Genomic DNA, 24717 nt, shown 5'->3' on the forward strand with positions numbered 1-24717 from the left:
GTTGTGGCGAGGGGGTGCCTGTTATGCATAACCCTTGCGCCCTGATCCCGGTCTACAACCACGAAGCCGCTGTGCCCGCCGTGGTCCGTACCGTGCTGGACAGCGGCCTGCCGTGCCTGCTGGTGGACGACGGCAGCAGCGCCGCCTGCGCCGCCGTGCTGACGCAACTGGCAACCCTCGACAACGTGTCCCTGCTGACCCTGCCCACCAACCAGGGCAAAGGCGCGGCCGTCATGGCCGGCTTTCGCGAAGCCGCGCGCCTGGGCTTCACCCATGCCCTGCAAGTGGACGCCGACGGCCAGCACGACCTGCGGGAAGTCAGCACCTTCCTCGATGCCTCCCGCGCCCACCCGAATGCAGTGATCTGTGGCTATCCGGAATACGACGACAGCGTGCCCAAGGGTCGCCTTTACGCGCGCTACCTGACCCACGTGTGGGTGTGGATCAATACCTTGTCGCTGCAAATTCGCGACTCCATGTGCGGCTTTCGCGTGTACCCGCTGCCACCGACCCTGGCCTTGATGGACTCGGCCAACATCGGCAAACGCATGGATTTCGACTCCGACATTCTGGTGCGCCTGGCCTGGCGCAACCAGCCGATGCGCTGGCTGCCGACCAAGGTGCACTACCCCGCCGACGGCCTGTCGCACTTTCGCCTGTTCCACGACAACGCGCTGATTTCCTCGATGCACACCCGGCTGTTCTTCGGCATGTTGGTGCGCGCGCCGATGATCCTCTGGCGCCGGTGGCAGGCATGACCCAGGACACCAAGCACTGGGCCGACCGCGAGGAACGCGGCAGCTTCTGGCTGATGAAATTCACCGCCTTCGCCGCCAAGGTCCTCGGGCGCCGGCTGCTGAGCCCGCTGCTCTACGGCATCGTTTTCTACTTCTTTCTGTTCGGCCGCACGGCCCGCCAAAGCGCCTGGCAGTACCAGCAGCGCCTGGCCGACTGGAGCCAGCGCGACGACCTGCGCCCTACCCACCGAAGGGTCTTCGGCCAGTTCATGGCGTTCGCCGACGCCCTACTGGACAAGCTCGACGTATGGAACGGCAAGTTGCGCCTGGGGCAGATCGAAATCATCGACCCAGCTCAACTGCGTGGCCAGTTGCGCAGCGAGCGCGGGCAGATGCTGGTGGGCGCGCACCTGGGCAACCTTGAAGTGTGCCGCGCCCTCGCCGAGCTCGGCGAAAAGGTCACCATGAACGTGCTGGTGCACACCAAGCACGCCGAACGCTTCAACCGCATATTGGGCGAAGCCGGGGCGACCAATTTGCGCCTGATTCAAGTGAGCGAACTCGACCCGGCGGTAATGATGATGCTCAGCCAGCGCCTGGACGACGGCGAGTGGCTGGCAATTGCCGGCGACCGCGTACCGCTGCATGGCGGGCGTACGGTGCGCGTGGATTTCCTCGGCCATGACGCCGCCTTCCCCCAAGGCCCATGGCTGCTGGCCGGCCTGCTGAAATGCCCGGTCAACCTGCTGATGTGCTTGAAGCATCAAGGCCGTTATCGCCTGATCATCGAGCCGTTCGCCCGGTTGATCGAATGGAAACGCAGCGATCGCCAGCAGGTGATCGCGCAATGGACCGCCCGCTACGCCGAGCGCCTGGGCCAGTTCTGCCTGGAAGCGCCCCAACAATGGTTCAACTTTTACCCTTTCTGGAAGACCGATGACGACGCATCTTGAGCCGGTAACCTTCGGCGAACTCCCCCTGCGCATCGAAGACGTGCTGGCCCTGGCCAACCGTCAGGCGCCGACTCAATTGCAAGACGATGCCAAGTACCGCCAGCGTATCGCCAAGGGCGCGCAGTTCCTCGATTCGTTGCTGGACAAGGAAGGCGTGATCTACGGCGTCACCACCGGCTATGGCGACTCGTGCGTGGTGGCGGTGCCGCTGGAGCACGTCGAAGCGCTGCCCCGCCACCTCTACACGTTCCACGGCTGCGGACTGGGCAAGTTGCTGGACGCGCAAGCCACCCGCGCGGTGCTGGCGGCGCGGTTGCAGTCGCTGTGCCACGGCGTTTCTGGCGTGCGCGTGGAGTTGCTGGAACGTCTGCATGCGTTCCTGGAATTCGACGTACTGCCGCTGATTCCGGAAGAAGGCTCGGTGGGCGCCAGCGGTGATTTGACGCCGCTGTCCTACGTGGCCGCGACCTTGTCCGGCGAGCGCGAAGTGCTGTTCCGTGGCGAACGTCGCCAGGCCGCCGACGTACACCGCGAGCTGGGTTGGGACCCGCTGGTATTGCGCCCGAAAGAAGCCCTCGCATTGATGAACGGCACCGCCGTGATGACTGGCCTCGCCTGCCTGGCCTTCGCCCGTGCCGACTACCTGCTGCAACTGGCCACGCGCATCACCGCGCTGAACGTGGTGGCGCTGCAAGGCAACCCGGAGCATTTCGACGAGCGCCTGTTTGCCGCCAAGCCGCACCCAGGGCAGATGCAAGTTGCCGCCTGGCTGCGCAAGGACCTGGCCATCGACGCACCGACCGCGCCGCTGCATCGCCTGCAAGACCGTTACTCGCTGCGCTGCGCGCCCCACGTCTTGGGCGTGTTGGCCGACAGCCTGAACTGGCTGCGTTCGTTCATCGAGATCGAACTCAACAGCGCCAACGACAACCCGATCATCGACGCGGAAGAAGAGCGCGTGCTGCACGGTGGCCACTTCTACGGCGGCCACATCGCCTTCGCCATGGACAGCCTCAAGACCCTGGTGGCCAACGTCGCCGATCTGCTGGACCGCCAGCTCGCCCTGCTGGTGGACGTGCGCTACAACCACGGCCTGCCGAGCAATTTGTCCGGTGCGCCAGCCGAGCGGGCGATGATCAACCACGGCTTCAAGGCCGTGCAGATCGGCACCAGCGCCTGGACCGCCGAAGCGCTGAAAAACACCATGCCGGCCAGCGTGTTCTCGCGCTCCACCGAGTGCCACAACCAGGACAAGGTGAGCATGGGCACCATCGCCGCCCGCGATGCGATTCGTGTGCTGGAACTGACCGAACAAGTCGCCGCCGCCACCTTGCTCGCCGCCAACCAGGGCGTATGGCTGCGGGCCCAGGTTGAAGACGCGCGCCCGCTGCCCCCAGCGCTGGCCGCCATGCACATCGAGCTGGCCAAAGACTTCCCGCCGGTCATCGAAGACCGCGCCCTGGAAGGCGAACTGCGCCTGTGCCTCAAGCGTATTGCCGAGCAACACTGGAGGCTGCATGCGTAGCCCCGGCGTGTTGCACTGCGACACTGAAATCCTCGTGCCGTTTTTCGACATCGACACCATGAACGTGGTGTGGCACGGGCACTACGTGAAGTACCTGGAAGTCGCCCGCTGCGCCCTGCTGGACAAGCTCGGCCACAACTACACGGCGATGCTGGAAGCGGGTTATGCCTGGCCGGTGATCGATATGCAGCTGCGCTATGTGCGCGGTGCAACCTTCGGCCAGACCATCAACGTACGCGCCAGCCTGGTGGAGTGGGAGAACCGCTTGAAGGTCAATTACCTGATCAGCGACAAGGCCACCGGTGAGCGTCTGACTCGCGCCAGCACCGTGCAGGTGGCGGTGGAAATTGCCAGTCGCGAAATGCAGTTGGCATCGCCGAAAGTATTTGTCGACGCAGTCGAGAGGGCGCTGTCATGACACACAACCCTGTGGGAGCGGGCTTGCCCGCGATGGTCGTCAACGATAACGCGAGACGCCTGACACTTCTCGGCGCCCTCAGGTTCTTCGCGAGCAAGCTCGCTCCCACAAGGACCGCGCTAATCCTGTTGTTGGGCATTCCAGGCCTGGCCCACGCCTTCGACCTGCAACAACTCAGCGATCAGCTTGCAAAGCCAACGGTGATCCACGGCAACTTCATCCAGGAAAAACACTTGCGCGCCCTGCCGCAGCCGCTGACCAGCAAGGGCACCTTCGTCCTGGCCAAGGACCACGGCTTGCTCTGGCTGCTGAAAACCCCGCTGCAACAGGACTACCGCATCAGCGCCACCGGCATCGCCCGGCGTGACGCCAACGGCTGGCAATTGCTGCCGAACAAGAGTGCCGGTGCCGAGCAGAACCGTTTGTTCCTCGCCGTGTTGCAGGGCGACAGCAGCGGCTTGCAGCGTGACTTCGAACTGCAGCTGCAAGGCGAAACCACGCAGTGGAAACTCACGTTGATCCCGCGCTCGCTGCTGCTCAAGCAGGTGTTCACCCAGATCAATATCGACGGCGGCGAGCTGGTGCAAAAAATCGAGCTGCTGGAAACCCAGGGCGACAGCACCGTACTGCGCATGCAGGACAGCACCAGCAGCCAACCCTTGAGCGACGCGGAGCAACACGACTTTGCCGAGTGAACGCTGGTTGCCGCGCCTGTTCCTGATCCTGCTAATGGCCGTGTTGGCCCTGGCGGGTTGGCAATGGCGCCATGGCGCGCCGCTGTCGGCGAACCTGATGGAACTGGTGCCCGGTACCGCGCCGGATGCGCTGGAGCTGCGCGCCGAACAACGCATGCAGGAACCTCTGAACCGCGAAATACTGGTGCTGGTGGGGCATGCCGACCGGCAAAAAGCCGTGGCCATGGCGACGCAATTGGGCGAAGCCTGGCAAGCCAGCGGCCTGTTTGAGAAGGTCCAGTGGAACCTGCAAGCCGACCTGCCGGCCCTGCGTCAGCAGTTGCTGCAAGGCCGGCTGGCGATGCTCTCGGCCAAGGACCGCGAGCAACTGATCGACGAGCCCCAGGCGTTTATCCAGCAACGGGTTCAGGCGCTGTTCGACCCGTTCACCGGCTTCAGCCTGGTGCCGAGCCAGGACGATTGGCTGGGCCTCACCGGGCGTATCCAGAACAGCCAGCCGCAGCACGGTTCGGTGCAGTTGGATATCGGCAGCGGCGCGTTGATCGCCGACGCCGACGGCAAAAGCTGGGTGCTGCTGCGGGCCCGCACCACGGGTAATGCCTTCGACATGAAACTGCCGCTGCAAGTGGCTGATCTACTCAAGGCCAGCCGCGAGCAGGCCGACCAGCAAGGTGCGCAATTGCTCGCGGCCAGCGGCCTGTTGTACGCGGCCAATGGTCAGCAGCAGGCGACGCGGGAAATCACCTGGGTCGGCGGCGGCGCGACTGCCGGGATCCTGTTATTGCTGCTGTTGGCATTCCGCCGCTGGCGTGTGCTGTTGGCGTTTGTGCCGGTGCTGGTGGGCATGTTGTTTGGTGCGGTGGCCTGTGTGGCGCTGTTCGGGCATATGCATGTGATCACGCTGGTGCTGGGTTCGAGCCTGATCGGCGTGGCGGTGGATTACCCGCTGCATTACCTGTCCAAGAGCTGGAGCATGAGCCCTTGGCGCAGCTGGCCGGCCTTGCGCCTGACCTTGCCGGGCTTGAGCCTGAGCCTGGCCACCAGTTGCATCGGTTACCTGGCGCTGGCGTGGACGCCGTTCCCGGCGCTGACGCAAATCGCGGTGTTCTCGGCGGCGGGCCTCGTGGGCGCCTACCTGTCCGCCGTATGCCTGCTGCCGGCCTTGCTCAAGGGCGTAGAACTGCGTCCGGCCCAATGGCCGCTGCGCATTGCCGAGTTTCTGCTGAGCGTGCGCGAGTCGCTGCTCAAGCGCCTGCCCAGTCCGGTGTTATTGGTACTGGTGTTGGTGTTTTGCGCAGGCGGCCTATGGCACCTGAACAGCAAAAACGATATCCGCCAGTGGATCGGTGCGCCGCCGCAGTTGCTGCAGGAAGCCCAGGCCGTTGCGCGGATTACCGGGTTCCAGCCCACCAGCCAGTTCTTTCTGGTACGGGCGGACAATCAACCGCAATTGCTGGAGCGCCAGGCCGCGCTGAGTCAGCGTCTGGATCAGTTAGTGAACATGGACAAGCTCCAGGGTTACCTCGCGCTCAACCAGTTGGTCAGCCCGCCGGCTGAGCAACAACAGCTGCGTGAAGCCTTGAACCAACTGCCGCAGTACTGGCAGCCATTGCTGGACCTCGGCGTACCGGCCGCCGCGCTGCAAGCCGAGTTGGCCCAGTTGCAGTCACTGCCCACCGAAGACATCGACGCAGCGCTGGTCGGCCCGCTGGCTGAGCCGTGGCGCACGCTGTGGCTGGGGAATGTCGACGGTGGTGTGGCAGCGATGGTGAGCCTGCAAGGGTTGAACAATCCGGCCTTGCTGCGGGTACAGGCCCTGGATTTGCCCGGCGTGCAGTTGGTGGACCGCCTGGGCGACTTGAACCAGGTGTTTGCCGCAACGCAAATCAGCGCCGCCGAATTGAAATTGATGTCGTGCGTGTTGATCGTACTGTTGCTGATCCTGCCGTTCGGCTTCGGCGGCGCCCTGCGCATTGTTGCCCTGCCGTTGCTGGCGGCGCTGTGCAGCCTGGCCAGCCTCGGTTGGCTGGGGCAGCCGCTGACGTTGTTCAGCCTGTTCGGCCTGCTGCTGGTGACCGCCATCAGCGTCGACTACGCGATCCTGATGCGTGAACAAATTGGCGGCGCCGCCGTGAGCCTGTTGGGCACACTGTTGGCGGCCGTGACTACTTGGCTATCGTTCGGCCTGCTGGCTATTTCCAGCACACCGGCGGTGAGTAATTTTGGGCTGTCGGTGAGCCTGGGGCTGGCGTTCAGCTTCATGCTGGCGCCGTGGGCCAGCCCGTCCGGGACAAGGAAGATGAGATGAGCAGCCAATACCTGAGTAAAAACTACGTCGAAGAAACCAAATTCGGCTTCTGGTTCCTGCGCAGCCACACCTGGCAGCACCATGTGCTGCGCGTGGCCATCAACGACCTGCGCAGCCTGTTCAGCGACCCGCTGCCGGTTGCCCCGGTGCTGCTGGACGCTGGTTGCGGCCAGGGCAAGTCGTTCCAGTACCTGCAGCAGGTGTTCGCCCCCGAACGCCTGATCGGCCTCGACGCCGACCCCCACAGCCTCGACCTGAGCCGCGCCGAAGCCGCGCGCCAGGGCATCGCCATCGAGTTGATCGGCAGCGATTGCGCGACCCTCGACGTGGCCGACGCCAGTGTCGATGTGCTGTTCTGTCACCAGACTTTCCATCATCTGGTAGAACAACATCGCGCCCTGAAAGAGTTCTATCGCGTGCTCAAGCCGGGCGGCTACCTGCTGTTTGCCGAATCCACCGAGGCCTATATCGACACCTGGGTCATTCGCTGGCTGTTTCGTCACCCGATGCATGTGCAGAAAAGCGCCGAGGAGTACCTTGAGATGATTCGCGAGCAGGGCTTTGAGTTCGGCCCGCAGAACGTCTCGTACCCGTACCTGTGGTGGAGCCGCGCCACCGACTTCGGCCTGCTTGAGCGCTGGGGCCTGCGCCAGCCAAAACCGGCCGGCCAGCGCGAAGAAACCCTGGTCAACGTGGTTGCCCGCAAACCTCTGGCGAGCGCTGAAACATGATCCGAATGCTGTTGATCGGCTGCCTGTTGCTGCTGGGCGCGTGCGCCAGCCAGCCGCCGTTGCCGTCGAAAAACCCGGTGCTGAGCCTGCCGTTGCAACTGCATGTGCAGCGCGAACAGGATGGCCAACGCCAGGACTGGTTGCTGGTGATGCAGCGCGAAGGCGGCGGGATTCGCTGGTCGATGATGGACCCGCTGGGCATTCCCCAGGCTCGGCAGATGCTGATCAATGGCGCCTGGCAGGCCGACGGTCTGCTGCCGCCCAATCCCCAGGCGCGTGAACTGTTTGCCGCGCTGTTGTTCGCCCTGACCTCGGCGGATGAAGTTTCCAGGCTGTACCCCGGGACCCAGGAAATGGACCTGATCCGCACCCTGCCGTCCCACTGGAAGATCACCTATCACTCCTCCCTGGTGTTTCGCGTGGACGTGATCGGGCAACACCTGACCTACCACATCTCGCCGCTAGGGGCTGCCCGATGAGCGCCTACCTCAATGCCCTCGGCGTGATCTGCGCCCTGGGCCGCGACAAGCGCGAAGTCAGCCGCAGCCTGTTTGCCGGCGACTGCTCCGGCATGCGCGCCGAAAGCGGCTGGGTGCCGGAGCGTGTGTTGCCGGTGGCCGCTGTGCACGGTGAACTGGCGGCGATACCGCCCGGGCTGGAATCCCATCGCAGCCGCAATAACCAGTTGCTGCTGGAAGCCGCGTTGCAGATTGACGACGAGATCCGGCAAGCGATCCAGACGTTCGGCGCGTCGCGCATTGGCATCGTGCTCGGCACCAGCACCTCGGGCATCGATGAAGCCAGCCGTGGCATCGCCCACTATCTGCGGGAAAACCAGTTCCCCGCCGACTACGACTATCAGCAACAGGCGCTTGGCGCCCCGGCCGATTTCCTCGCCGACTGGCTGCAACTGAGCGGCCCGGCCTACGTGATTTCCACCGCCTGCACCTCCAGCGCACGAGCGCTGATGAGTGCCCAACGCCTGTTGGACCTGGGCGTGTGCGATGCGGTGATCTGCGGTGGCGTCGACACACTGTGCAAGCTGACCCTCAATGGTTTTTCGTCGCTGGAGGCGGTTTCGGCAGAGCGCTGCAATCCGTTTTCGCTGAACCGCAACGGCATCAATATCGGCGAAGCCGCCGTGCTGTTCCTGATGAGCAAAACCCCGGCGCCGTTCGCACTGCTGGGCAGTGGCGCCAGTTGCGACGCCCACCATATTTCCGCCCCCGAGCCTACCGGCAAGGGTGCGTTGCAAGCGATGCGCAAGGCCCTGGCCAGCGCACAACTGGCGCCCGGACAAATCGGTTACCTGAACCTGCACGGCACCGCTACCCAACATAACGATGCCATGGAAAGCCTGGCGGTCGCGGCCCTGTTCCCGGACGGCGTAGCCTGCTCCTCGACCAAACCCATGACCGGCCACACCCTGGGCGCCGCCGGCGCGCTGGAAGCGGCGTTCTGCTGGCTGAGCCTGGCAGAAGGCATAGTGCCGCCGCATGTCTGGGATGGCCAGGCGGACCCCGACCTGCCCGTACTGAAGTGGGCGTCGCCCGGCGACGCCCTGGAAAAACGCTGCCTGATGAGCAACTCGTTTGCCTTCGGCGGCAACAACGTCAGCCTGATTATCGGAGACGCCCCATGACTGATTGGCCGCTCGCCGAACTGCTGCCCCACGCCGGTGACATGATCCTGATCGATCAGGTCTTGAGCTTTGATGAAGAACAGATCCAGACCCGCCTGACGGTCAAGCCCGGCGGTCTTTTCAACCGCGCCGATGGCAGCCTGCCTGCGTGGGTCGGCGTTGAGTTGATGGCGCAAAGCGTCGCGGCCTACGCCGGTTGCCGTGCGCGCCAGAAAGGTGAAGCCGTGGAGTTGGGCTTCCTGCTGGGCACGCGCAAGTTTGAGTGCAACGTCGAGCACTTTCCCGCCGGCACCGAGCTGACCATCCACGGCCTGCGCTCCCTGGAAGACGACAACGGCATGGGTGTGTTCGAATGCCACCTCACCGGCGACGGCATCCAGGCCAGCGCGCGCTTGAACGTATTTCGACCGCCCCAGGCGGCCAACTATTTAGATGAATCGAAGGACACCACGCCATGACTGAATCCGTATTGGTGACCGGCTCCAGCCGTGGCATCGGCCGCGCTATCGCTGTGCGCCTGGCCCAGGCCGGGCACGACATCGTGCTGCACTGCCGCAGCGGGCGTGCCGAGGCGGATGCGGTGCAGGTCGAAATCGAAGCGCTGGGGCGCAAGGCCCGGGTGTTGCAATTCGATGTGGCGGACCGCGCCAGCTGCAAGGAGATCCTTGAAGCCGACGTGGAAGCCCATGGCGCGTATTACGGCGTGGTGCTCAATGCGGGCCTGACGCGCGATGGCGCGTTTCCAGCGCTGTCGGAAGACGATTGGGACGTGGTGATGCGCACCAACCTCGACGGTTTCTACAACGTGCTGCACCCGGTGATGATGCCGATGATTCGTCGTCGCGCCGCCGGGCGGATCGTGTGCATCACCTCGGTATCCGGGCTGATCGGCAACCGCGGCCAGGTCAACTACAGCGCGTCCAAGGCCGGCCTGATCGGCGCCGCCAAGGCCCTGGCCATCGAGCTGGGCAAGCGCAAGATCACCGTCAACTGCGTGGCCCCCGGGCTGATCGACACCGCGATGCTCGATGAAAACGTACCGGTGGAAGAGCTGATGAAAATGATCCCGGCCCAGCGCATGGGCACTCCGGAAGAAGTCGCCGGGGCGGTGAATTTCCTGATGTCGGCGGAAGCCGGCTACATCACCCGCCAAGTGCTGGCCGTGAATGGAGGCCTGTGCTGATGAAACGCGTGGTGGTCACCGGCATGGCCGGCGTTACGTCCCTGGGCAGCGATTGGGCAACCATCGCCGCCAACTTCCGCGCCAACCGCAGCGGCATCCGGCGCATGGACGAGTGGGAGCGCTTCACCGAACTGAACACACGGCTGGCCGGGCCGATTGATGATTTCGTGGTGCCCGCCCACTGGACCCGCAAGCAACTGCGCAGCATGGGCCGGGTGTCCCGGCTGGCGGTATGGGCGGCGGAACAGGCGCTGAAAGACGCCGGCTTGCTGGGCGACGAGTCGATCAAGGACGGGCGCATGGGCGTGGCCTGTGGCTCGTCCACCGGCAGCACCGACGAGATCAAGGCCTTCGGCAATATGCTGCTGAACTCGGTGGCCGAGGGGCTGAACGCCAACTCCTACGTGCGCATGATGCCCCATACCACGGCAGCAAACATCAGCATCTTCTTCGGCCTCACCGGCCGGCTGATCCCCACGTCCAGCGCGTGCACCAGCGGCAGCCAGGGCATCGGCTACGCCTATGAAGCCATCAAGTTCGGCCGCCTGCCGCTGATGTTGGCAGGTGGCGCCGAAGAGCTGTGCCCTACCGAAGCCATGGTGTTCGATGCGCTGTACGCCACAAGCCTGAAAAACGATGCACCACAAACCAGCCCGCGTCCCTACGACAGTGGCCGCGACGGCCTGGTGATTGGCGAAGGCGGCGGCATCCTGGTGCTCGAAGAGCTGGAACATGCACTGGCCCGCGGCGCGCACATCCACGCGGAGATCGTCGGTTTCGGCAGCAACGCCGACGGCCAGCACACCACTCGCCCGGAACAGGCCACCATGCGCCGCGCCATGGAGTTGGCCCTGGAAGATGCCGGGCTTTCGCCCGACGCCATCGGCTATGTGAACGGCCATGGCACCGCCACCGACCAGGGCGACATCGCCGAAACCCTGGCCACCAACAGCCTGTTCGGCAACCGCATGCCCATCAGTTCGCAGAAGAGTTTCCTTGGGCATACCCTGGGCGCATGCGGCGCGTTGGAGTCGTGGTTCAGCATCGAAATGATGAACAGCGACCAATACGTGCACACCTTCAACCTCGACGAGGTCGACCCGCGCTGCGGTGAGCTGGACTACCTGCAAGGTGAGTTCCGCGAGCTGCACAACGACTACGTGATGAACAACAATTTTGCCTTTGGCGGCGTCAACACTTCGCTGATTTTCCGCCGCTGGGTGTAAGTTTTTTTACTGACTGGAGAAATGGAATGTCTTCCCTGCTACGCGCAACACTGGTCGCTTTGGCCCTGCTCACCACCGCTGGCTGCACCAATAAACCGGTGCTCAACCCCCAGCACGACTTGCCGGCGAACCCGCAGGTCAACGAAGAAAAAATGAAGCAGACCATCGTTGCAGCCCTGAACAAACGCGAATGGGTCGTGCAACGCCTGAGCCCGCAGCTGGTGCAGGCCGAGATCAACGTGCGCAACAAATTCCACGCTGAAATCGACATCCGCTACACGGCCACCAGCTACGCCATCACCTACCGCGACAGCCGCGACCTGGGCTACAAGGACGGCAAGATCCACCGCAACTACAACCGTTGGGTGAGCATGCTGGACCGGGACATCCTGGCGGCGTTGCGCACCAATGGTGTGAGTGACAACGGGTCTGCCGCGCAGTTGTTCCAGCAGACCGGGACTTCGAAACAGAACTGACAGGCCAGAAACGACGAAGTGTGGGAGCTGTCGAGCTTTAGCGAGGCTGCGATAGCGGTAGGTCAGGCAACACACTGCTGACAGTGCCGACGCCATCGCAGCCTCGCTAAAGCTCGACAGCTCCTACACTTCGCTCGGCTTGGCCTACTGCCCCCTCGCCACAAGCAACTCGACAAACGCCTTGGCCATCGGCGTCTGCTGACCCTTACGCTGCACCAGCCACACCGCCGTCACCGCTTCCTGATCCAAAAGCGTGCGATACACCACGCCATCAATGCGTATCCGCTGATACGACGCAGGCAACACCGAAACACCTAACCCCGCCGCCACCAGGCCGATGATGGTCATTGCCTCCCCGGCCTCTTGGGCGAAGTGCGGGCTGAAGCCGGCATCGCGCGCCAGGTTCAGCAACTGGGCATACAAGCCGCTGCCATAAGTCCGCGGGAAAAATACAAACGGCTCTTCAGCCAATTGCACCAGGTGTAAACCACGCTCACTGCCCTCCACCAACGGATGCCCGGCGTTCAGCACGGCCACCAAGGGCTCGCGCATCAGTTCCACGACGCTCAGCGAATCAGCCAACGGTAGTGGCCGCATCAACCCCACCTGTATCGACTCATCCACCAGCGACTCGGCAACTTCCGTGCTGCTCATCTCCTGCAAATTCAGATGCACCGCCGGGAACGCCTGGCGAAACGCGAAGATCGCCTGTGGGATGCTGGAGTTGAACGGCGCGGAAGAAGTGAAGCCAATCTTCAACTCCCCCAGCTCCCCCAACTGCGCCCGACGCGCCACATCCGCCGCTTTATCCACCTGCGCCAGCACCAACCGCGCCTCTTGCAGGAACAACCGGCCCGCCTCGCTCAGCTCGACCCGACGATTGGTACGCTCGAACAACCGCGCCCCAATCTCCTGCTCCAGCGCCTGGATCTGCTGGCTCAGCGGCGGCTGGGAGATGCCCAGCACTTGCGCGGCGCGGCCAAAGTGCAGCTCTTCAGCCACGGCGATGAAGTAACGCAGGTGGCGCAATTCCATGAAAACCTCATTAGGTCGTAAAAGCTCTTAAACAGGTCGAACAATATATTGGAAAGAATCATTAGCGAGCTATATTCTTTTTTGCATTGCCAGCCCTGGCAGTCTTTCCTCCCCGAGGTCCCGCGTGAAATCTGCTGTCGCTCCGCTTGCTCAAGAAGTACCGCCTACCGCCCTCGATGAAGTGGTGGCACAGCTCAACGAGCAGTACATCGAAAAAGGCACCCCGATGTTCATGCGCACGGTGCTGGCGCTGTTTTCCGGCGGTTTCGCCACCTTTGCCTTGCTCTACTGCGTACAGCCGATGATGCCGGCGCTGTCCCACGAATTTTCCATCAATGCCGCACAAAGCAGCCTGATCCTCTCGGTGGCCACCGGCATGCTCGCCATTGGCCTGCTGATCACCGGGCCGATTTCCGACACCTTTGGGCGCAAGCCGGTCATGGTTGCCGCGCTGTTCTGCGCCGCACTGTGCACCATCGCCAGCGGCCTGATGCCGACCTGGGAAGGCATCCTGCTGATGCGCGCACTGGTGGGCCTGTCCCTCAGCGGCCTGGCAGCGGTGGCCATGACCTACCTGAGCGAAGAGATCCACCCGCAACACATAGGCCTCGCCATGGGCCTGTATATCGGCGGTAACGCCATCGGTGGCATGAGCGGGCGCTTGATCATCGGCGTGCTGATCGACTTCGTCAGCTGGCACACGGCGATGCTGATCATCGGCGCCCTGGCACTGATCGCGGCCACGGTGTTCTGGAAGATCCTCCCCGAATCGCGCAACTTCCGCGCCAGCACCCTGCACCCGCGCAGCCTGGTGGACGGCTTCACCATGCACTTCAAGGACGCCGGCCTGCCGTGGCTGTTCCTCGAAGCCTTCGTGCTGATGGGCGCCTTTGTGACGATGTTCAACTACATCGGCTACCGCTTGCTGGCTGACCCGTACGATTTGAGCCAGGCCGTGGTAGGCCTGCTGTCGCTGGTCTACCTCTCGGGTATCTACAGCTCGGCGAAAATCGGCTCCCTGGCCGACCGCCTGGGCCGTCGCCGCGTGCTCTGGGGCACCATCGTGCTGATGCTCGGCGGCATCGCCCTGACGCTGTTTACCCCGCTGTGGCTGGTAGTGCCAGGCATGCTGATCTTCACCTTCGGCTTCTTTGGCGCCCACTCGGTGGCCAGCAGTTGGATCGGCCGCCGCGCACTGAAAGCCAAGGGCCAGGCGTCGTCGCTGTACCTGTTCAGTTATTACGTCGGGTCGAGTATTGCGGGGACGGCGGGTGGTTTCTTCTGGCACTACGCCGGGTGGAACGGAATTGGCGGGTTTATCGTCGCGCTGTTGATCGTCGCGTTGCTGGTGGCGTTAAAGCTGGCGAAGTTGCCACCGTTGCAGGAAGCTAAGGCTTAAACACCGCTCACAAAAAAGCCCGGCATCTGCCGGGCTTTTTCATTGCCGCTCGATCACTCGTGATACTGCGCCGACAACTCATGCACAGCCCGCAGGAACGCGCCTGCGTGCTCTGGATCAACTTCCGGGGTGATGCCATGGCCGAGGTTGAATACGTGACCGCTGCCTTTGCCGTAGCTGGCGAGGATGCGGCCCACTTCAGTGCGGATGGCTTCCGGCTTGGCGTACAGCACGGTTGGGTCCATGTTGCCTTGCAGCGCGACCTTGCTGCCCACGCGGCGACGGGCTTCGCCGATGTCGCAGGTCCAGTCCAGGCCGAGCGCGTCGGCGCCGGCGTCGGCGATACTTTCCAGCCACAGGCCGCCGCCCTTGGTGAACAGAATGACCGGCACTTTGCGGCCTTCGTGTTCGCGGATCAGGCCGCTGACGATTTTGCGCATGTAGGCCAGGGAGAATTCCTGGTACGCCGCCGCCGACAGGTTGCCGCCCCAGGTATCGAAGATCTGCACCGCTTGGGCGCCGGCCATGATCTGGCCGTTGAGGTAGGAGGTAACCGACTGTGCCAGCTTGTCCAGCAACAGGTGCATGGCTTGCGGGTTGTCGTAGAGCATGGCCTTGGTCTTGCGGAAGTCTTTCGACGAGCCGCCTTCGACCATGTAGGTGGCCAGGGTCCACGGGCTGCCGGAGAAGCCGATCAGCGGCACGCGGCCGTTCAGCTCGCGGCGGATAGTGCTGACCGCGTCCATGACGTAGCCCAGGTCCTTGTGGGGATCGGGGATCGGCAGGGCTTCGATATCGGCCAGGGTGCTGACGACTTTCTTGAAACGCGGGCCTTCGCCGGTTTCGAAGTACAGGCCTTGGCCCATGGCGTCAGGGATGGTCAGGATATCGGAGAACAGGATGGCCGCATCCAGCTGTGGATAGCGGTCCAGTGGTTGCATCGTGACTTCGCAGGCGAACTCCGGGTTCATGCACAGGCTCATGAAGTCGCCGGCGTGGGCGCGACTGGCGCGGTATTCCGGCAGGTAGCGACCGGCCTGGCGCATCATCCACACAGGGGTGACGTCCACGGGTTGCTTGAGCAGGGCACGAAGGAAACGGTCGTTCTTGAGGGCAGTCATGTCGGCATCCGCAAAAAAAGTGCGGGCATTTTCTCAGAGCGCGACGCAAAAGGCACGGCAAGAGCCGTGCCTTTTGTCTATCGGGTCAATTTGTCGCGGATATGAAAGCACCACAAAACAAATGTGGGAGCGGGCTTGCTCGCGAAAGCGGTGGGTCAGCCAACACATCTGGTGACTGATATACCGCATTCGCGAGCAAGCCCGCTCCCACATTTTGATCCCATTTCAATCCGGGATCGGGGTCAGACCTGCAGGTAATCCAGGATACCTTCGGCGGCGTTGCGGCCTTCGAAGATGGCCGTCACTACCAGGTCAGAACCGCGCACCATGTCGCCACCGGCGAAGATTTTCGGGTTGCTGGTCTGGTGTTTGTACTGGCCTTGTTCCGGGGCTACAACGCGGCCCTGGCTGTCGGTCTGGATCTCGAACTGCTCGAACCACGGCGCCGGGCTTGGGCGGAAACCGAAGGCGATGACCACGGCGTCTGCCGGGATGATCTCTTCGGAACCCGGGATCGGCTCAGGGCTGCGACGGCCACGGGCGTCCGGTTCGCCAAGACGGGTCTCGACCACTTTCACGCCTTCGACACGGTCCTCGCCAACGATAGCGATCGGCTGGCGGTTGTAGAGGAATTTCACGCCTTCTTCCTTGGCGTTCTTAACCTCTTTGCGCGAGCCCGGCATGTTGGCTTCGTCACGACGGTAGGCACAGGTCACCGACTTGGCACCCTGGCGAATCGAAGTACGGTTGCAGTCCATCGCGGTGTCACCACCGCCCAGCACCACGACCTTCTTGCCTTTCATGTCGACGAAATCTTCCGGCGACTTTTCAAAGCCCAGGTTGCGGTTGACGTTGGCGATCAGGAAGTCCAAAGCGTCGTACACGCCCGGCAGGTCCTCACCGGCAAAGCCGCCCTTCATGTAGGTGTAGGTGCCCATGCCCATGAACACGGCATCGTATTCTTCAAGCAGTTGCTCCATGGTCACGTCCTTGCCGATTTCGGTATTGAGGCGGAACTCGATACCCATGCCGGTGAAGACTTCGCGACGATGGCTCAGTACGGTTTTTTCCAGCTTGAACTCGGGGATGCCGAAGGTCAGCAGACCGCCGATTTCCGGGTTCTTGTCGAACACCACCGGGGTTACGCCGCCACGTACCAGCACGTCGGCACAGCCCAGGCCCGCAGGGCCCGCGCCGATGATCGCGACGCGCTTGCCGGTCGGCTTGACCTTGGACATGTCCGGGCGCCAGCCCATGGCGAACGCGGTGTCGGTGATGTACTTCTCCACCGAACCGATGGTCACCGCGCCGAAGCCGTCGTTGAGGGTGCACGCACCCTCGCACAGACGATCCTGCGGGCACACCCGGCCGCACACTTCCGGCAAGGTGTTGGTCTGGTGCGACAGCTCGGCGGCGGCGAGGATGTTGCCCTCGGCCACCAGCTTCAGCCAGTTCGGAATGAAGTTGTGCACCGGGCACTTCCATTCGCAATACGGGTTACCGCAACCCAGGCAGCGGTGGGCCTGGTCGGCCGAGTGCTGGGGTTTGAAGGGTTCGTAGATTTCCACGAACTCTTTCTTGCGTTGACGCAACAGTTTCTTCTTCGGATCTTTGCGCCCGACATCGATGAACTGGAAGTCGTTATTCAGACGTTCAGCCATGTTAAAACCTCATCAAACTCTTCAGGCGCATATCACTGCGGGTTGGCACGGATGCTGGAAAGCAACGATTTCAGGTTGGCAGCCTTGGGCTTGACCAGCCAGAAACGACGCAGGTAGTCATCGAGGTTTTCAGCGAGGTTACGACCCCATTCGCTGTTGGTTTCCTCGACGTATTCGTCCAGCACATGCTGCAAGTGGTTGCGATAGGATTCCATCGCTTCGCCGCTGATCCGCTGGATCTCCACCAACTCGTGGTTCACCTTGTCGACGAAGGTGTTGTCCTGGTCCAGCACGTAGGCGAAACCGCCGGTCATGCCCGAACCGAAGTTGTAGCCAGTCTTGCCCAGCACCGCGACAAAACCACCGGTCATGTACTCGCAGCAGTGATCGCCCGTGCCTTCAACCACGGTGTGGGCACCGGAGTTACGCACTGCGAACCGCTCACCGGCCGTGCCGGCTGCAAACAGCTTGCCGCCGGTTGCGCCGTACAGGCAGGTGTTGCCGATGATGGCGCTGTCTTGAGTCTTGTAGACGCTGCCGACTGGCGGAACGATCACCAGTTTGCCGCCGGTCATGCCCTTGCCCACGTAGTCGTTGGCGTCGCCTTCGAGGTACATGTTCAGGCCACCGGCGTTCCACACGCCGAAGCTCTGGCCAGCGGTGCCCTTGAAGCGGAAGGTGATCGGCGCCTTGGCCATGCCCTGGTTGCCGTGCTTGCGCGCGATTTCGCCGGAGATGCGTGCGCCGATGGAACGGTCGCAGTTGCAGATATCCAGGGCGAATTCGCCGCCGCTTGCGTCGTTGATCGAGGAGCTGGCCATCTCGACCATCTTCTCGGCCAGCAGGCCCTTGTCGAACGGCGGGTTGCGGTCAACCTGGCAGAACTGTGGCTTGTCGGCCGGGATGTGATCGCTGCCCAACAGCGGCGTCAGGTCCAGATGCTGTTGCTTGGCAGTCTGGCCTTCAAGGATGTCCAGCAGGTCGGTACGGCCGATCAGCTCTTCCAGGGAACGCACGCCCAGCTTGGCCAGCCACTCACGGGTTTCTTCGGCAACGTAGGTGAAGAAATTCACCACCATGTCGACGGTACCGATGTAGTGGTCCTTGCGCAGCTTCTCGTTCTGGGTCGCCACGCCGGTGGCGCAGTTGTTCAGGTGGCAGATGCGCAGGTATTTGCAGCCCAGGGCGATCATGGGCGCGGTGCCGAAGCCGAAGCTTTCGGCGCCGAGGATCGCGGCCTTGATCACGTCGAGGCCGGTTTTCAGGCCACCGTCGGTTTGCACCCGGACTTTGCCGCGCAGGTCGTTGCCGCGCAGGGTCTGGTGCGTTTCAGCCAGGCCCAGTTCCCACGGCGCACCGGCGTACTTGATGGAGGTCAGCGGCGAAGCGCCGGTGCCGCCGTCGTAGCCGGAGATGGTGATCAGGTCGGCATAGGCCTTGGCCACGCCGGCGGCGATGGTGCCCACGCCGGCTTCTGCGACCAGCTTCACCGAGACCAGGGCCTGCGGGTTGACTTGTTTCAAGTCGAAAATCAGCTGCGACAAATCCTCAATGGAGTAGATGTCGTGGTGCGGCGGCGGCGAAATCAGGGTCACGCCCGGCACTGCATAGCGCAGCTTGGCGATCAGGCCATTGACCTTGCCGCCTGGCAGTTGCCCGCCTTCACCCGGCTTGGCGCCTTGGGCGACCTTGATCTGCAGCACTTCGGCGTTGACCAGGTATTCCGGGGTTACACCAAAACGGCCAGTAGCGACCTGCTTGATTTTCGAGCTCTTGATGGTGCCGTAGCGCGCCGGGTCTTCACCGCCTTCGCCGGAGTTGGAACGCGCACCCAGGCGGTTCATGGCTTCGGCCAGGGCTTCGTGAGCCTCAGGCGACAAGGCGCCCAGGGAAATACCGGCGGAGTCGAAACGCTTGAGGATCGATTCCAGTGGTTCGATCTCGCTGATGGCCAGCGGCGTGTCCAGGGTTTTCACCTTGAACAGGTCACGGATCATCGACACCGGACGGTTATCCACCAGCGCGGTGTATTCCTTGAACTTGGCGTAGTCGCCCTGCTGCACGGCAGCTTGCAGGGTGCTGACCACGTCCGGGTTGTAGGCGTGGTATTCGCCACCGTGGACGAACTTCAGCAGGCCGCCTTGCTGGATCGGCTTGCGCGCGCTCCAGGCTTCGGCTGCCAGGGCTTTCTGCTCGGCTTCGATGTCGACGAAACGCGCGCCCTTGATGCGGCTCGGCACGCCACGGAAGCTCATGTCGCAGACTTCTTCCGACAGGCCGATGGCTTCGAACAGCTGTGCGCCACGGTACGACGTGACGGTGGAGATGCCCATCTTCGACAGGATCTTCAGCAGGCCCTTGGTGATGCCTTTACGGTAGTTCTTGAACACCTCGTAGAGGTCGCCCAGGACTTCACCGGTACGGATCAGGTCGCCGAGTACTTCGTACGCAAGGAACGGGTACACCGCCGAAGCGCCGAAACCGATCAACACCGCAAAGTGATGCGGGTCGCGGGCTGTGGCGGTTTCAACCAGGATGTTGGAGTCGCAACGCAGGCCTTTTTCGGTCAGGCGATGGTGCACTGCGCCGGTGGCCAGGGAGGCGTGGATCGGCAGCTTGCCAGGGGCAGTATGACGGTCGGTCAGCACGATCTGGGTACGGCCGGCGCGCACGGCTTCTTCAGCCTGATCGGCGACGTTGCGCACCGCGGCTTCAAGGCCGAGGCTCTCGTCGTAGTTCAGGTCGATGATCTGCCGGTCGAAGCCCGGGCGGTCCAGGGTCATCAACGAACGCCATTTGGCCGGGGAAATCACCGGCGAGCTGAGGATCACGCGGGAAGCGTGCTCAGGCGATTCCTGGAAAATGTTGCGCTCGGCACCGAGGCACACTTCCAGGGACATCACGATGGCTTCGCGCAGCGGGTCGATCGGCGGGTTGGTCACCTGAGCGAACTGCTGGCGGAAATAGTCGTACGGCGTGCGCACGCGCTGGGACAGCACGGCCATTGGCGTGTCATCGCCCATGGAGCCGACGGCCTCATAGCCTTGCTCGCCCAACGGGCGCAGCACCTGGTCACGTTCTTCGAAGGTGACCTGGTACATCTTCATGTACTGCTTGAGCTGGTCGACGTCGTAGAAAGCCGAGCCGTGGTCGTTGTCTTCCATGGTCGCCTGGATGCGCAGGGCATTCTTGCGCAGCCATTGCTTGTACGGATGACGGGACTTCAAGCGGTTGTCGATAGCATCGGTGTCGAGGATCTGACCGGTTTCGGTGTCCACAGCCAGGATCTGGCCCGGGCCGACGCGGCCCTTGGCGATCACGTCTTCCGGCTTGTAGTTCCACACGCCGATTTCCGACGCCAGGGTGATAAAGCCGTTGGTGGTGGTCACCCAACGCGCCGGGCGCAGGCCGTTACGGTCGAGCAGGCACACGGCGTAGCGACCGTCGGTCATTACCACGCCGGCCGGGCCGTCCCACGGTTCCATGTGCATCGAGTTGTACTCATAGAACGCCCGCAGGTCGGGGTCCATGGTCTCAACGTTCTGCCACGCTGGCGGAATGATCATGCGCACGCCACGGAACAGGTCGATGCCGCCGGTGACCATCAGTTCGAGCATGTTGTCCATGCTGGATGAGTCGGAACCCACGCGATTGACCAGCGGGCCGAGCTCTTCCAGGTCCATCAGGTCGTTGGCGAACTTGGTGCGACGGGCCACGGCCCAGTTGCGGTTGCCGGTGATGGTGTTGATCTCGCCGTTGTGGGCGAGGAAGCGGAATGGCTGGGCCAGCGGCCATTTCGGCAGGGTGTTGGTGGAGAAGCGCTGGTGGAACACGCAGATTGCGGTTTGCAGGCGCTCATCGCTCAGGTCTGGATAGAAGGCGGTCAAGTCCGCCGGCATCATCAGGCCTTTATAAATGATGGTCTTGTGAGAAAAGCTGCAGATGTAGTGGTCGGTGTCGGCGGCGTTGGCCACGGACGAACGACGACGCGATGTGAACAGCTTGATCGCCATGTCCTGGTCGCTCAAGCCATCGCCAGCGATGAACACTTGTTCGATCTGCGGCAGGCGCTCCAGGGCCAGGCGGCCGAGTACGCTGGTGTCGATGGGCACTTTGCGCCAGCCGACAAGTTGCAGGCCAGCGGCCAGAATCTCGCGGTTCATGTTCTCGCGAGCAGCTTCGGCTTTGACCGGGTCCTGGTTGAAGAACACCATGCCCACGGCGTACTGCTTGGGCAAATCGGCGCCGAAATGCTCCTTGGCGACTGCGCGCAGGAACTGGTCGGGCTTTTGAATCAGCAAGCCGCAACCGTCACCGGTCTTGCCGTCGGCGTTGATCCCACCGCGGTGGGTCATGCAGGTCAGGGCCTCGATGGCCGTTTGCAAAAGGGTATGACTGGGCTCGCCCTGCATATGGGCTATCAGGCCGAAACCGCAGTTATCCTTGAATTCATCGGGTTGGTACAGACCTGCTTTCATAGACACTTTCTCACCAGGCTGCCTCTTATTTCGAGGCAAATTTCTTTTCAATTCAACCGGTTACCTTCCACGCCGAACGTACGCCGGCTTAGCGGGGGCAAAAGGGAGGTCATTGTACACACCGACACAGACGCTCACAAATTTAGCGACGAAATGTCGCAAATCTATGTCGCATTTATGAAAGGTTTAAAGCGATATGCTGTGCTAGTCAAAACTTTTTTAATTCTGACCGCTACGACTCAAAAGCTACTGTGACGCAGACACCACAAAGCGCGCGGCCTTCAGGGCTGCACGCTTTGTTGTTTTTTTTGAGGTGCCGAGAGGGCGGCCTGGGTAAGGCCGCCGGATCTTCAGCGAGTTGTTGCCAGTTCTTGTTGAACGCTGGCGACAGTGCGAGGCCAAGGTTTACCAGCCTGAACCTTCGCTGGCAAGGCCTTGATAGCGGATTCCGCTGCTGTACGGCTGGAGAAGTTGCCGTAAGTGATCACGTAGAGCGGCTTGCCGTTGAGGACTTTCTTGAAATAACGGTACTCGCCGCCCTGCTCTTTCACGAACGCCTGGGCGTTGGCTTCGGAGCTGGTGCCCAGGATCTGCACCACGAAGTTACCGGTAGGCTGGCTGGTGTACCAGCTGCTGCCGGTAGCGCCGGCCTTGGCCACGGTCACCGGTTTTTCAGCAGGCTTGGCGGCAGGCGCTGGCTTGGCCACAGGCGCAGGGACTACTGGCTTCGCAACAGGCGCTGGCTTGGCGGTAGCGACTTGGGCCGGCGCTGGCGCTGGCGTCGGCGCAGGCTTGGCCGCTGGCTGACCCGCAGGCACGCCCGCAGGGGGCGCAGTGGTGGTCACGGTCGGCGGCGTGGCGCTGGAGCCTTCCACCGGCACGCCATCGTCGCCTTCGCTGATACCGCCAGCGGCTTCAGCCAATGGACCACGCATCACAGGCTGGCCGACCATCGGCAGATTGGTGGGCTGGCCGGAGTTGGCAAATTCAACATTCGGTGTTGGCTTGCCCAGTGGCAACTGCGCCTGTTCGGTTGGCGCGCCAGCGGTGGTCGGGGCCTTGTTGCGACCTGGAATCAACCAGGCGGCGGCGACAGCGACCACGACAACGGCAGAAATTGCCAATACGTGCTTCTTAGGCATAGTGAACCCCATCTTTGGACGCTTGACCGCAGAGCGGCTGGCAATCATGGCTTCGATCATGGCATCGCGGGCAACCTGGTTGATGGTGCCAGGCCAGCCGTCGGAGCTTTCGTGAATATCAGAGATCTGCGAAGCGGAGAAAAGTTCGATGCCCTGCCCTGCGCCTTCCAGCCGTTGGGCGAGGTATTCGCGGGTTTCTTCTTCTTCGTAAGGCTGCAGTTCGATGACGTGGAACAGTTCCTGTTCGCCGCTGATCTGCTCAAGTTCGGCAATCAGCGAAGACTCGCCAAACAGGAACACATGCGGACGACCTTCAGGCGTACCGGCCGCCAGGGCCAGCAACGCTTCCAGGGCAGATTCGTCGAGCTGCTCGGCGTCATCCACCAGCAGGTAGACTTCCTGGCCGGTCAGGCCCAGTTGCACCACTTGCTTGAGGATCGCATTCGGCTCGGCAGTGGACACGTCCAGGGCCTGGGCCACTTGGCGCAACACGCCCGCCGCATCACCGGCACCACGGGCGGAAACCACCACGCTCTGCACCGATTGCTTGTTGGTGCTGGCCACCAGCGCCTGGCGCAGCAAGGTCTTGCCGCTGCCCAACGGGCCGGTGACCACCAGCAACAGCTGGCTGTAGCGCGCGAGGTGGTGCAACTGCCCGAGCACCGGCTTGCGTTGTGCAGGGAAAAATTTGAAACCAGGCACCCGTGGAGCAAAAGGGTCGTGGCTTAACTGGTAATGGCCGAGGAACGCCTCGTCGGCATGCAAACTAGTCATCGGGATCTTATTAACCTTTAAGCTGGGCCAGGGCGCGGTAATCCGCTCCCAGCGTGGCCTGTAAAATCTCTTTCGGATAATCGTCGGTCACTACCGCTTCGCCCATTCGGCGCAACAGCACCAGTCGCAGTCGACCGTCGATCACTTTCTTGTCTATTGCCATATGTTCGAGAAAATCTGCCTCAGTCATCTCTTCAGGAGGAATGACCGGCAACCCGGCGCGCTGGAACAGGCGGATCCCGCGATCACGCTCTTGGGCACTGATCCAGCCCAGGCGTTGCGACATCTCCAATGCCATCACCGTGCCAGCCGCTACGGCCTCTCCATGCAACCACACACCATAGCCCATGTGAGTCTCGATCGCATGGCCGAAGGTGTGGCCGAGGTTCAACGTGGCGCGCACACCGGACTCACGCTCGTCGGCATTTACCACCAACGCCTTGGCAGCGCAGGAGCGGGAAATTGCTTCGGTCAGCGCCACCTGGTCGAGGGCGCGCAGGGCGTCGACATGCTCTTCAAGCCAGGTCAGGAAAGGCTCGTCGCAGATCAGGCCGTACTTGATGACTTCCGCCAAGCCTGCCGACAGCTCGCGGGGCGGCAGGGTATTGAGGGTGGCAGTGTCGATCAGCACGACATTCGGCTGATAGAACGCACCGACCATGTTCTTGCCCAGCGGATGGTTGATACCGGTCTTGCCGCCCACCGACGAATCGACCTGGGACAGCAACGTGGTCGGCACCTGGATAAAGTCCACGCCGCGCTGGTAGCAGGCGGCCGCAAAGCCGGCCATGTCGCCGATCACGCCGCCGCCCAGCGCCACCACGGTGGTGCGACGGTCATGACGGGCCGTCAGCAGGCCATCAAAGATCAGTTGCAGGGTTTCCCAGGTTTTGAAGGCCTCGCCGTCGGGCAACACCACCGAGATCACCGAGTACGCCGCGAGGCTGCGGCTCAGACGCTCAAGATACAGCGGCGCGACCGTTTCATTGGAGATGATCGCCACTTGCCGCCCGGCAATATGCGGTGCGAGCAACTCGGGCTGGTCCAACAAACCTTCGCCAATATGGATCGGGTAGCTGCGCTCGCCAAGATCGACCTTAAGTGTCTGCATGTGTCCCCGCGTTGAAGATGAAAGCAGGCGTCCTGCCCTACATTAACGTTGTCGGCATCGTCGGGATCTGACGTCGCCTGATGGCTCTACGCCACAACTCGG

The 24717-nt window shown here is 62.6% G+C and carries 20 protein-coding genes; 14 read left to right on the top strand and 6 right to left on the bottom strand.

The window, feature by feature from the left end:
- The first annotated feature begins 23 nt into the window (after positions 1 to 23).
- The 13 genes from JFU58_RS30655 to JFU58_RS30715 are packed head-to-tail and all read left to right on the top strand — an operon-like array spanning position 24 to position 11894.
- Positions 24 to 758 (top strand): glycosyltransferase family 2 protein, encoded by a 735-nt coding sequence (locus JFU58_RS30655; protein ID WP_177071101.1) that lies wholly within the window; start codon positions 24 to 26, stop codon positions 756 to 758.
- Positions 755 to 1690, top strand: a complete 936-nt coding sequence (locus JFU58_RS30660; protein ID WP_201143028.1) for an LpxL/LpxP family acyltransferase — start codon at positions 755 to 757, stop codon at positions 1688 to 1690. The genes JFU58_RS30655 and JFU58_RS30660 overlap by 4 nt, the downstream gene beginning before the upstream one ends.
- Complete coding sequence (locus JFU58_RS30665) at positions 1674 to 3215, top strand: HAL/PAL/TAL family ammonia-lyase (protein ID WP_063033453.1); 1542 nt, start codon at positions 1674 to 1676, stop codon at positions 3213 to 3215. Before JFU58_RS30660 ends, JFU58_RS30665 begins: the two co-directional genes overlap by 17 nt.
- Complete coding sequence (locus JFU58_RS30670; protein WP_063033454.1) at positions 3208 to 3633, top strand: acyl-CoA thioesterase; 426 nt, start codon at positions 3208 to 3210, stop codon at positions 3631 to 3633. The genes JFU58_RS30665 and JFU58_RS30670 overlap by 8 nt, the downstream gene beginning before the upstream one ends.
- Positions 3630 to 4328 carry an outer membrane lipoprotein carrier protein LolA gene (locus tag JFU58_RS30675; RefSeq protein ID WP_242488353.1) on the top strand — a complete coding sequence of 233 codons (699 nt, stop codon included), beginning with the start codon at positions 3630 to 3632 and terminating at the stop codon, positions 4326 to 4328. Before JFU58_RS30670 ends, JFU58_RS30675 begins: the two co-directional genes overlap by 4 nt.
- Positions 4318 to 6636 (top strand): MMPL family transporter, encoded by a 2319-nt coding sequence (locus tag JFU58_RS30680; protein ID WP_201143029.1) that lies wholly within the window; start codon positions 4318 to 4320, stop codon positions 6634 to 6636. Before JFU58_RS30675 ends, JFU58_RS30680 begins: the two co-directional genes overlap by 11 nt.
- The gene (locus tag JFU58_RS30685) at positions 6633 to 7367 is read left to right on the top strand and encodes a class I SAM-dependent methyltransferase (RefSeq protein WP_003209370.1); all 735 of its coding nucleotides are present in this window, start codon (positions 6633 to 6635) and stop codon (positions 7365 to 7367) included. The genes JFU58_RS30680 and JFU58_RS30685 overlap by 4 nt, the downstream gene beginning before the upstream one ends.
- The gene (locus JFU58_RS30690) at positions 7364 to 7846 is read left to right on the top strand and encodes a hypothetical protein (protein ID WP_023659350.1); all 483 of its coding nucleotides are present in this window, start codon (positions 7364 to 7366) and stop codon (positions 7844 to 7846) included. The genes JFU58_RS30685 and JFU58_RS30690 overlap by 4 nt, the downstream gene beginning before the upstream one ends.
- The gene (locus tag JFU58_RS30695; RefSeq protein ID WP_201143030.1) at positions 7843 to 9009 is read left to right on the top strand and encodes a beta-ketoacyl-[acyl-carrier-protein] synthase family protein; all 1167 of its coding nucleotides are present in this window, start codon (positions 7843 to 7845) and stop codon (positions 9007 to 9009) included. The genes JFU58_RS30690 and JFU58_RS30695 overlap by 4 nt, the downstream gene beginning before the upstream one ends.
- Complete coding sequence (locus tag JFU58_RS30700) at positions 9006 to 9467, top strand: ApeP family dehydratase (RefSeq protein ID WP_177047534.1); 462 nt, start codon at positions 9006 to 9008, stop codon at positions 9465 to 9467. Before JFU58_RS30695 ends, JFU58_RS30700 begins: the two co-directional genes overlap by 4 nt.
- The gene (gene fabG, locus JFU58_RS30705) at positions 9464 to 10192 is read left to right on the top strand and encodes a 3-oxoacyl-ACP reductase FabG (protein WP_087692521.1); all 729 of its coding nucleotides are present in this window, start codon (positions 9464 to 9466) and stop codon (positions 10190 to 10192) included. The genes JFU58_RS30700 and fabG overlap by 4 nt, the downstream gene beginning before the upstream one ends.
- Positions 10192 to 11418, top strand: coding sequence for a beta-ketoacyl-ACP synthase (locus tag JFU58_RS30710; RefSeq protein WP_201143031.1), 1227 nt, complete (start codon positions 10192 to 10194; stop codon positions 11416 to 11418). Before fabG ends, JFU58_RS30710 begins: the two co-directional genes overlap by 1 nt.
- Positions 11419 to 11444: 26 nt before the next feature.
- Positions 11445 to 11894: a hypothetical protein gene (locus tag JFU58_RS30715; RefSeq protein WP_093202578.1), complete on the top strand. Its 450-nt coding sequence runs from the start codon at positions 11445 to 11447 to the stop codon at positions 11892 to 11894.
- Positions 11895 to 12038: 144 nt separating this feature from the next.
- Here the strand turns inward: JFU58_RS30715 and JFU58_RS30720 are convergent, their stop codons facing one another.
- Positions 12039 to 12929, bottom strand: a complete 891-nt coding sequence (locus JFU58_RS30720; RefSeq protein ID WP_177025875.1) for a LysR family transcriptional regulator — start codon at positions 12927 to 12929, stop codon at positions 12039 to 12041.
- Between the two features lie 181 nt (positions 12930 to 13110).
- Here JFU58_RS30720 and JFU58_RS30725 point away from each other — a divergent pair, with 181 nt between their 5' ends.
- Entirely contained in the window at positions 13111 to 14328 is a 1218-nt protein-coding gene (locus JFU58_RS30725; protein ID WP_374106748.1) for an MFS transporter, read from the top strand.
- Between the two features lie 53 nt (positions 14329 to 14381).
- Here the strand turns inward: JFU58_RS30725 and hemE are convergent, their stop codons facing one another.
- The 5 genes from hemE to aroB form a co-directional block, all read right to left on the bottom strand.
- The gene (gene hemE / locus JFU58_RS30730; RefSeq protein ID WP_177071096.1) at positions 14382 to 15449 is read right to left on the bottom strand and encodes a uroporphyrinogen decarboxylase; all 1068 of its coding nucleotides are present in this window, start codon (positions 15447 to 15449) and stop codon (positions 14382 to 14384) included.
- 242 nt (positions 15450 to 15691) lie between these two features.
- The gene (locus JFU58_RS30735; RefSeq protein ID WP_003209353.1) at positions 15692 to 17110 is read right to left on the bottom strand and encodes an FAD-dependent oxidoreductase; all 1419 of its coding nucleotides are present in this window, start codon (positions 17108 to 17110) and stop codon (positions 15692 to 15694) included.
- Positions 17111 to 17142: 32 nt separating this feature from the next.
- On the bottom strand, positions 17143 to 21588 hold the full coding sequence (gene gltB, locus JFU58_RS30740) for a glutamate synthase large subunit (RefSeq protein WP_201143032.1): 4446 nt from the start codon (positions 21586 to 21588) through the stop codon (positions 17143 to 17145).
- 350 nt (positions 21589 to 21938) lie between these two features.
- Positions 21939 to 23504, bottom strand: coding sequence for an SPOR domain-containing protein (locus JFU58_RS30745; RefSeq protein WP_201143033.1), 1566 nt, complete (start codon positions 23502 to 23504; stop codon positions 21939 to 21941).
- Between the two features lie 10 nt (positions 23505 to 23514).
- Positions 23515 to 24615 carry a 3-dehydroquinate synthase gene (aroB, locus tag JFU58_RS30750; protein ID WP_003209346.1) on the bottom strand — a complete coding sequence of 367 codons (1101 nt, stop codon included), beginning with the start codon at positions 24613 to 24615 and terminating at the stop codon, positions 23515 to 23517.
- Positions 24616 to 24717: the final 102 nt, after the last annotated feature.

The organism is Pseudomonas sp. TH34, from assembly GCF_016650865.1.
GTDB classification, from domain to species: domain Bacteria; phylum Pseudomonadota; class Gammaproteobacteria; order Pseudomonadales; family Pseudomonadaceae; genus Aquipseudomonas; species Aquipseudomonas yamanorum.